Below are 9,610 nucleotides of genomic sequence, written 5' to 3'. Positions count from 1 at the left end.
CTCAATGTTCATACTGTCGTGATTTGTACTCATACTATCAACAGAATTATTATTTGTGTTAGTACCGGAATGCTGGCAGGCGCTCATTCCAAGGGCGGTGACCACCGTAAGCACAGGAAGTATATTTTTCATATCGCAGTCGTTTATAAGGGTACAATATACATTTAATGCGCGAAATAAAAGCGATATAAAAAAGCCGGGAAATGATTTTCCCGGCCGTAATTTTGGCCTTTATCCATTAAAATTGCATTACGTCATTGGAGTGGTAATGCATCGTGTAGTATTGACTTGCAAAATATAGGCTATGGGGCAGATAAAAATGGGGGACGCAAAAATAACGTTACCGGTAACGTTTGCATTAATAAAAAAAGTAATTTGTTTGGGGTAAAAACAGCCCTTTTTACTGTTTATACCGGCTACATTGCCGTTTATGAAATACCGCGCACCTACTTAATTGGTTTTTTACTTTATTTGTAAAAGTACAATTGGGTGCTCCGATTTTTTGTACCGGCGGAAATTGCCTGCAGACTGGTTTGTAATACCTGCAATGGCCGAATACAGTAACTGAATAGCGCGTTGCGCATAACCGATACATTGAAATAACTATCCAACTGGGAGCATGAAAAACAAACAGGTAACCATAAAAGACCTGGCCAGGAAACTGCGCCTGTCTGTATCCACTGTTTCAAGGGCTTTGCGGAACCTGCCCGATATTAATGAAGATACCAGGCGTAAAGTGCTGGAGTTGGCCGCAGGATTAAACTATGAACCAAATTACATTGCACAAAGCCTTATTAACAAACAAACCCGTACCATAGGGGTAATTGTGCCTGTTATTGCTACCCACTTTTTTTCCCATGCCCTCAGTGGCATGAATGAAGTGGCCAGCCGCCACGGCTACCACCTGATGATTTGCCAGAGCAACGAATGCGCATTGCAGGAGGCCGACGCCATCCGCCAGCTGGCTTCCTGCCGTATAGACGGGCTGCTGATCTCTGTTTCAAAACAAACACAAGATGCCGTGCCTTTTAAAAAATTACAGGAAAAGGGTATTCCTTTCATGTTCTTTGACCGCGACCTGCCGCAGGTAAATGCGTCGCGCATAAGGGTGGAGCAATATAAGAGCGCCTTTAAAGCCGTAGAGCACATGATACAGCAGGGCTGCCGTAACATAGCGCACCTGGCCGGCCCCAAAGGGCTGTCCGTATCAGACGAGCGGCAAAAAGGTTATGAAGATGCGATGCGCCGGTACGGCATTCCCTATACGCCCCGGCATATAGTGCACTGCGAAAAATTCCAGTACAATGCGCTGGAGCGCGTTCAGGAGCTTATGCAGGTAAAACCCGATGGCATTTTTGCAGTGAATGATCCATCGGGAGTTATTGCCATTAAATATGTGCACAGCCTTGGCCTGCGGGTGCCGCAGGATATTGCCGTTGTAGGCTTTAACGGCGACCCGGTGGCCGAAGTGGTGGAACCGGCCCTCACCACCATTGTACAGCCGGGATATGAGGTAGGCAGGGAAGCCCTGGAAATGCTGATCCGCCATATTGAGCAACGTTGCACAGAGGCGGAGGAACTGGTGCTGGAAGGCAAGCTGGAGATACGGGGATCGTCGCAGATGTGAAAATGTGCAGATGTGCAGATGATAGAAACATCATCCTCTAAAAGCAAAATGTGCAAACGAAGGGTCACTTCATTTGCACATCTGCATATTTGCATATCCGCACACCGATCTTACCATCCTAACAGGTAGGCAAATATCAGCGGCGCTACTATAGTAGCATCTGACTCAACAATAAATTTGGGTGTATTAATATCCAGCTTGCCCCAGGTGATTTTTTCATTGGGTACCGCGCCGGAATAAGAACCGTAGGAAGTAGTGGAGTCGGATATCTGGCAGAAGTAGCTCCAGAAAGGAACATCATGCCACTCCAGGTCCTGGTACATCATAGGCACCACGCAAATCGGGAAATCACCGGCAATACCGCCGCCGATCTGGAAAAAGCCCACACCTTTGCCGGCGGAGTTATTCCGGTACCAGTCGGCCAGCCACACCATGTACTCAATACCGCTTTTCATGGTAGCGGCTTTCAGCTCGCCTTTAATGCAGTAAGAAGCAAAAATGTTACCCATGGTGCTGTCTTCCCATCCCGGTACCACAATGGGAATATTCTTTTCCGCCGCAGCCAGCATCCAGCTGTGCTTGGGATCTATCTCGTAATGCTCTTTCATTACGCCGCTCAGCAGCAGCTTGTACATATATTCGTGCGGGAAATAACGCTCTCCTTTATCTTCCGCCTCTTTCCAGATTTTGAAAATATGCTTTTGAATACGGCGGAAAGCTTCTTCTTCCGGTATGCAGGTATCAGTTACGCGGTTAAACCCTTTTTCCAGCAGCGCCCATTCTTCCTGGGGGCTCAGGTCGCGGTAGTTAGGCACCCGTTTATAATGGGTATGCGCTACCAGGTTCATAATATCTTCCTCCAGGTTGGCGCCTGTACAGGAAATAATATCCACCTTTCCCTGGCGTATCATTTCCGCGAAGGAAATACCGAGTTCGGCGGTGCTCATGGCGCCTGCCAGCGTTACCATCATTTTTCCGCCTTCCAGCAAATGTGTTTCATACCCTTTGGCTGCGTCTACCAATGCAGCTGCATTGAAGTGCCGGTAATGGTGCTGGATAAACTGTGAAATGGGCCCTTTATTCATTTTATTTTCAGGAGGTTTTATTTAAGGGGGCAAAGTTAAGGTATAGTTGGGAGATGGGCATAAAAAAGGTCCATAGCTATGACTATGGACCTGCTTAAACAACACAACAGCTTATAGAATGGCTGACGACTACGCTTTTTTCAAACGCTGGTACACGCTTAACTGACCGTTGCTGTCGGATTTTACTACCATCCAGGTGGTTTCACCTTCCAGGGTAATGTAGTAAGTAGTGGTGTTAGCGGCATCCAGTTCCACAGTAGAGCGGATCTGCTGGGAAGGATAGCGTTTCTTTACCTTGGTTACCACTGCCAGCGGCAGCTGCTCTTCCGTAATATAACGACGGGTGGAGAGCAGGTTACCATCTGCATCAAAATAGGCAGATACCTGTGTTTCACCTACCAGGAACTTGGCGGTAAAAATCTTCTGGTCATCTGTGTACCAACGTACATGAGTGGCGCCTGCAAAAGATTGGCTTAATGCTGTTTTCAGACGGGCAGTAGCTTCTGTTTCAGTAGCATGGGCAGCCCAGGCTGTGTGCCCGCAGAATAATGCGGCAGCTACACATAGTGTTAAAAACATTTTCTTCATGGCGGAAGTTTTTTAGGGTTGAATTGTTTTTGTTTGTACACCAAAGGTACAGTGGCTTTATACGTACAACAACCCAATAGTTGCTAATGGTAATGCTTGAATAGTTCACCGCATTGATTGTTGCAACAGTTACGCTGTAAACACATTTTTTATACGTAAAACAAAGCCTCTGCAAAGCGTTTGCACGAAAAAAGCGAATGTTGCACCCATTAACGTTAAGCTTTTGTTAAAGTGGAAGAGTGAGGATGTACGGTAATTAAAGGTTTACGGCTGCCTTCATGCAATGCATTGCAGGCCGTAAGCGGGTTACAGGCACGCAGCCGGTGCAGCATGGATAAGTGGATGCAGGAGCAGATAAGCGGAAACAACCGGCATAGGCGCGCAGCTGCTCATATGCGCCCGGCTTTTTGTAAATTACCGGAATGAATTTCCTGGCCCATGCATACCTGTCCTTTAACAACCCGTCTTTTGTTATAGGCAACATGATTGCCGATTTTGTAAAGGGCAAGCAAGTATTGCAATACCCAACAGCCATACAGGAAGGCATACGTATACACCGCGCTATTGACACTTTTACCGATCAGCATGCGCTTACCCGGAAAGGGCGGCAGTTCTTTAAACCCTCCTGCGGCCTGTATGGAGCCGTGTTTATGGATATTGTGTACGACCACTTTCTGGCCCGCGACCTGCAGCGCTTTACAAATGAGCAGCTGGAGCAGTTCTCCCTTTCGGTATACCAGCTGCTGGAAAGCAACGCCGGCGACCTGCCTCCCGTGTTTTTACAGGTATTTTATTACATGCGCACGCAAAACTGGCTATACAACTACCGGCTTACAGACGGTATATACCGCACCTTTAACGGTATAACACGCCGGGCACGTTACCTGGAAGTACCGGCAGCAGTGCCTTTTGCTATATTCCAAAATCATTATCACGAGCTGGAAACCTGTTACCAGGAGTTTTTCCCGGAGCTGGAAGCGTTTGTGCGTAGTATATAATAAATTACTAAGTTTGGCGCCTAAACCATATTTACCATCAAAAATTTACAGCCAACAATGAAGCAAGCATTCTTTTTTGCCGTGATGATGTTATTATCCGCCGCCGGTTTACAAACGGCTACTGCCCAGGATAAAAAATTACCTCCCCTGGATGCCAGCCCTATGGATATGGCCTATTACCCGCCCGTATACCCTTACCTGGTAAAAGTTAAAGGCGAATCCGGCACCCTGGTGGCCCGCGTTATTTACAGCCGCCCGCAGAAAAAAGGCAGAAAGATATTCGGTGAGCTGGAACCATATGGCAACGTATGGCGCCTGGGAGCCAATGAAGCTACTGAAGTGGAATTTTTTATCCCCGTTAACATTGGCGGCAAAAACATTCCTAAGGGGCGTTATACCATGTACGCCATTCCTGAAGAAAGCAAATGGACGATTATCCTGAACCGTGAAACAGATATATGGGGCGCTTATAAATACAATGCCGCCAAAGATGTTGTAAGAACCACTGTACCTGTTACCACGCTTCCCACACCGGTAGAAGCCTTTACCATGGTGTTTGAGAAGGCAGATGCCGGCGCCAACCTGGTAATGTCATGGGATAATGTGATGGTAAGCCTGCCCGTAAAATTCTCAGAAAAGAGCAGCACAAAAAAGAAATAACAGATCAAAAAATAAAGGGCGGTAGGAATACCGCCCTTGTAATAATTTTAACCATATCCTATGAAAAACCTCGCCAAAATTACACGGAATGCCTAAACGGGTTTTCCCGGTTTTGGCGAATGCAGCAAAAATGTTCGTGAGTGTGCTAAAATTTCCCGTATAAGTATCGTATCAGTAAATTTCCGGCAAACAGCCTGTTGTGTAAAACGTATTTCTACGTATAGGCGTTATTGCGTAAAAACCACGTTCACCGTATAATCTACACGTTTTTAGTACCTTTGGACGTATTTATGAGAATAAATAACTTATTATAAAATAATAAAACACATGAAGCTGGGAACAAAGCTCATACATGCCGGCGTAGAGCCCGACCCTTCCACCGGGGCTATTATGACCCCTATTTACCAAACCTCCACCTACGTACAAAGCGCGCCGGGGCACCATAAAGGCTATGAGTACGCCCGTACGCAAAACCCTACCCGCCATGCGCTGCAAAGCGCCCTGGCAGCCATAGAAAACGGTACGCACGGTATTTGCTTTGGCAGTGGAATGGCGGCTACTGATGCGGTAATGAAGCTGCTGAGCCCCGGCGATGAAGTGATTGTTTCCAGCGATCTTTACGGCGGCACCTACCGCATTTTTACAAAACTGTTTGCGCGCTACGGCATAAAATTCCATTTCATTAATATGCAGGATGCACAAAACATCCGCCAATACCTGCATGCGCAAACGAAAATGATATGGATAGAAACACCTACTAACCCGCTCATGAGCATTATTGATATTGCCGCCTGCGCGCAGATAGCGCAGGAGCATAAACTGCTGCTGAGCGTGGATAATACCTTTGCATCTCCTTACCTTCAGAACCCGCTTGACCTGGGCGCCCATATTGTAGTTCATTCTGCTACCAAATACCTAGGCGGCCATAGCGATGTGGTGCACGGGGCCGTAATTGTAAAAGATGAAGCCCTGGCGCAGCAGCTGTATTTTATACAAAACAGCTGTGGCGCGGTACCTGGCCCGCAGGACTGTTTCCTGGTGCTGCGCGGCCTTAAAACCCTGCACGTACGCATGCAGCGCCACTGTGAGAACGGCGCAGCCGTAGCCCGCTTTCTGCGGGCGCACCCTAAAGTGGATAAGGTGTTCTGGTGTGGTTTTGAAGAGCACCCGAACCATAACATTGCCAAAAAGCAAATGAGGGGATTTGGCGGCATGATGTCGTTTACGCTAAAGAACGACAGCATGGATGCTGCGCTGAAAGTGCTGAGCAGCACCCGCCTCTTTTCCCTGGCAGAGTCACTGGGCGGGGTTGAGTCGCTTATTGGCCACCCGGCCTCCATGACGCATGCCTCTATTCCCAGGGAAGAGCGCCTGCAGAACGGGCTGGTGGACTCGCTGATACGGCTAAGCGTGGGTATTGAAGATGCAGATGACCTGTTGGCTGACCTGGACGCAGCCATCGCCTGATTATTCCTTTAACCGATGCTATGAAATTTCATGAATTGAAACGTTACCTGGATGCCAAAGCGGCATACTATGATCATCCTGATTTTATTGCAAACGATCCCGTGTGCATACCGCACCGTTTTACCAAACTGCAGGATATTGAAATTGCCGGGCTGTTTGCCGCCACGCTGGCATGGGGCAACCGCACCACCATTATCAGCAAATGCACAGAGCTGCTGGCATTAATGGATAATGCGCCGTATGACTACATTGTGCACCACCGGCCACAGGAGCGCATGCAGCTGATGCAGTTCTGCCACCGCACTTTCAATGGCCTGGACCTGCTGTATTTTGTTGAGTTCCTGCAGCACTATTACCAGCATGTTACCTCCCTGGAGTTTGCCTTCAGCGGGCATCTTACCCCTGAGGACGAAACCGTGGAAAAAGCGCTGATTGGTTTCCGGCGTATCTTTTTTGCGCTGGAGCACCCCGCACGTACCGGCAAGCATATATCCAGCCCTGAAAAGAACTCGGCCTGCAAACGGCTGAACATGTACCTGCGGTGGATGGTGCGGCCCGATAAAAATGGCGTGGATTTTGGTTTATGGCAACACATACAGCCCCGGCAGCTCGTATGCCCGGTAGATGTACATGTGGCCCGCGTAGCTACCCGCCTGGGACTCATCGGCGAAGCTAAATCTAACTGGAAAACCGCGCTGGAGCTAACCGCCCGCCTGCGGGAAATGGACCCGGAAGATCCGGCTAAATATGATTTTGCGCTGTTTGGCCTGGGCGTGATCGAAAAATATGTATAAGGCATAACATTAAATAACACTGTTCTGTTGATTTTGGGGCCGTTTTAAATAATATTTGCAGATGAAAAGGATTTTTGGTTTGATCACACTGGCTGCGCTGTACATATTACCAGCCACCGCACAGGACAACTACACAGAACTGAGCTATAAATTCCAGGCAGGGCAGCAGTTTGAGCTGAAACAGGAAAGCCGCAGTGAAACCTACACTACGGTAGATGATGTGGTAAAACGGGTAACCCGCGATTTTAATAATACCATTGCCATAGATGTTACGGAAGCCGCCCCTGGCCGCGCTGTACTTACTTTTCGCTACAAAGAGCTGAAATTTAACTTTAACAGCCTTAACCAGAACATTTACGTGGATGCCAATACCCCCAATGATAAAGAACCTTTCCAGGCCGCACTGAAAAATATACTGGATCACCCCTTTACTGTAGAGATACAGACCACCGGCAATATTAATAAGGTAAACGGGCTTGATAACCTGCTGGACAGTGCTGCTACCGCCTTTACCAGTCTTAAAAAAGACGAGCAGGAAGCGTATAAAAAACTGATGAAAGACCAGTTTGGCACCGATGCCTTCCGCTCCTGGCTGGAACAGCTGCTGGTTATTTACCCCGCCCATGGCATTAAAACCGGCACCCAGTGGGAAGAAAGCGTACCGCTGCGCACCGGCCTGGTTGGCCGTATAGACCTGTACTGGAACCTGCAGACCTGGGACAGCCAAACCGCCAAGATCAATGCCACCGGTAAAATAAAAACCAACAAGCTGGAACAGTTTACCATAGAAGACGGCATACAGGCTACCGCCGAAATAGAAGGTACCATGCAAAGCAACTACCTGATAGATGCCGGCACCGGTATGCCCAGCATTTGCGTGCAAAACACCGAAATGAACGGCAATTACACCTACCTGGCCAACAAGGCCAAACACCTGAAGCACGACCTGAAAGTGCCGGTAAAAGTGATCACCAACGCTTCCTATAAAGTAAAGCAGATGAAATAACCACCTGCATACGCATACTCCATTACCATGACACCTGTTCCTGAAACATATTTACAGGTAACTGCCCGGGAGCTGGGCGAAACGATGGAGCTTCGTTTACCGGAAACCGTGAGTTATGACCAGCTGCAGGAGCTGCTGGCGCAAAGGCTGGAAACGCTTATCAGCCGTAACTTTCAGCATTTTGTTTTTTTGCTGTACCGTATTGATGTGCCGGAAAACCAGATACGCGATATTCTTGATACAGAAGCGGGCGCCGGCGCCTATCATAAAATAGCCGCCCTGCTGATTGAGCGGCAGCTGCAGAAGATCAAAAGCCGGGAAATGTATAAAACCCCGCCACCGGCTGATGATGCAGAGAGATGGCCGTAGTAAATTATGAACGCGAATAATTGTTCAATTACGAATTACGAATGGGGCGTGGACATATAGTGACAGTGGTGTAATAGCTGTTAATTGCCAATAATCAATTACGGCCCGCAAAATGGGGCATAGCTTATTTCGCTTTTGCAGAAAAATAACTATAAAAGTTATAGCTGTAAAGGCATTAGCGGGAGTTTATTGATTTGCATTTCACAAATCAATTGCCTGCGGTTTATAATGAATTGGTAAGTTTGTAGCCAAACAAATTCGTAATTACTTATCAAATATCAGCTCCCTTACCTTCACCTTATCTTCCTTTTCTGTTTTCAGGTCAAAGCCGGTATTAAACAAACGGTCCCACAGGGAGGAGCTTACGCCAAAGCCCTTATCATCACTCTTGTAATGATGCAGGTGATGGTTGCGCCACACCGGCTTCATGAACTTGAAAGGCGGATTCCAGGCATGAATGGCGTAGTGCATGCTGCCATAGACCAGGTAACCCAGTATAAAACCGGGGAAGAACATAAAGGTATAATCGCGCAGGAAAAAATATTGTATTGCAAATATTACAGCGGCCAGTATAAGGCTTGGGACCGGGGGCATAAACAAACGCTGCTTGTCGCGGGGGTATTCGTGATGGTTGCCGTGCATTACATATACCACCCGCCGTACTCTGGGGTTGTCGCTGGCAAAGTGGAACATAAAGCGGTGCATGATGTACTCAAAAAAAGACCAGAAGAACATGGCGCCCAAAAAAACCAGCGCTATTCTGCCTATACTAAACGTTAACACCTGGTAGCTGTAATACAGCATGTAACCAATAATCGGCAAATACATGCCCCAGATAATCAATGGATGCGTTTTGGTGAGCATCTCCAGGTATTTACTCTCAAACAATCTGGCCTGTCCTTTATTCTTTATCTTGTCGAACTTCATAGACCCTGGGTTTTGTACAAAATTACGTCAAAATGTAAAATAATGAAGCCTGCGGGGCTCACATAGCGTATTCATACCTAACGCCTTAT

Annotated in this window: 10 protein-coding genes; 7 read left to right on the top strand and 3 right to left on the bottom strand. The window is 47.6% G+C overall.

What is annotated here, in order from left to right; all coding sequences use genetic code 11:
* Positions 1-619 precede the first annotated feature (619 nt).
* Positions 620-1,627 (top strand): LacI family DNA-binding transcriptional regulator, encoded by a 1,008-nt coding sequence (locus tag VFS25_RS08895; protein WP_326461781.1) that lies wholly within the window; start codon positions 620-622, stop codon positions 1,625-1,627.
* 110 nt (positions 1,628-1,737) lie between these two features.
* On the opposite strand, the gene VFS25_RS08890 is transcribed toward VFS25_RS08895, so the two are convergent.
* Positions 1,738-2,712 (bottom strand): deoxyhypusine synthase family protein, encoded by a 975-nt coding sequence (locus tag VFS25_RS08890; protein ID WP_326461780.1) that lies wholly within the window; start codon positions 2,710-2,712, stop codon positions 1,738-1,740.
* Positions 2,713-2,841: 129 nt separating this feature from the next.
* The gene (locus tag VFS25_RS08885) at positions 2,842-3,300 is read right to left on the bottom strand and encodes a hypothetical protein (RefSeq protein ID WP_326461779.1); all 459 of its coding nucleotides are present in this window, start codon (positions 3,298-3,300) and stop codon (positions 2,842-2,844) included.
* Positions 3,301-3,722: 422 nt separating this feature from the next.
* Between VFS25_RS08885 and VFS25_RS08880 the strand changes: the two genes are divergently transcribed.
* The 6 genes from VFS25_RS08880 to VFS25_RS08855 all read left to right on the top strand — a co-directional run bounded on the left by VFS25_RS08880 (position 3,723) and on the right by VFS25_RS08855 (position 8,594).
* Positions 3,723-4,298 (top strand): ACP phosphodiesterase, encoded by a 576-nt coding sequence (locus VFS25_RS08880; protein ID WP_326461778.1) that lies wholly within the window; start codon positions 3,723-3,725, stop codon positions 4,296-4,298.
* A 57-nt stretch (positions 4,299-4,355) separates the two neighbouring features.
* Positions 4,356-4,958, top strand: coding sequence for a DUF2911 domain-containing protein (locus tag VFS25_RS08875; RefSeq protein WP_326461777.1), 603 nt, complete (start codon positions 4,356-4,358; stop codon positions 4,956-4,958).
* A 327-nt stretch (positions 4,959-5,285) separates the two neighbouring features.
* Entirely contained in the window at positions 5,286-6,425 is a 1,140-nt protein-coding gene (locus tag VFS25_RS08870) for a cystathionine gamma-synthase (protein ID WP_326461776.1), read from the top strand.
* Between the two features lie 20 nt (positions 6,426-6,445).
* Positions 6,446-7,219, top strand: coding sequence for a TIGR02757 family protein (locus tag VFS25_RS08865; protein ID WP_326461775.1), 774 nt, complete (start codon positions 6,446-6,448; stop codon positions 7,217-7,219).
* A gap of 61 nt (positions 7,220-7,280) precedes the next feature.
* Positions 7,281-8,225: a DUF6263 family protein gene (locus VFS25_RS08860; protein WP_326461774.1), complete on the top strand. Its 945-nt coding sequence runs from the start codon at positions 7,281-7,283 to the stop codon at positions 8,223-8,225.
* Between the two features lie 27 nt (positions 8,226-8,252).
* Entirely contained in the window at positions 8,253-8,594 is a 342-nt protein-coding gene (locus VFS25_RS08855) for a hypothetical protein (RefSeq protein WP_326461773.1), read from the top strand.
* A gap of 264 nt (positions 8,595-8,858) precedes the next feature.
* Here the strand turns inward: VFS25_RS08855 and VFS25_RS08850 are convergent, their stop codons facing one another.
* Entirely contained in the window at positions 8,859-9,521 is a 663-nt protein-coding gene (locus VFS25_RS08850; protein ID WP_326461772.1) for a sterol desaturase family protein, read from the bottom strand.
* Between the last annotated feature and the right edge of the window lie 89 nt (positions 9,522-9,610).

The sequence above is a fragment of the Chitinophaga sp. genome (assembly GCF_035761305.1).
Classification (GTDB): domain Bacteria; phylum Bacteroidota; class Bacteroidia; order Chitinophagales; family Chitinophagaceae; genus Chitinophaga.
The sequence above is the reverse complement of the archived record's forward strand: the minus strand, read 5'-3'. Positions and strand labels throughout refer to the sequence as shown.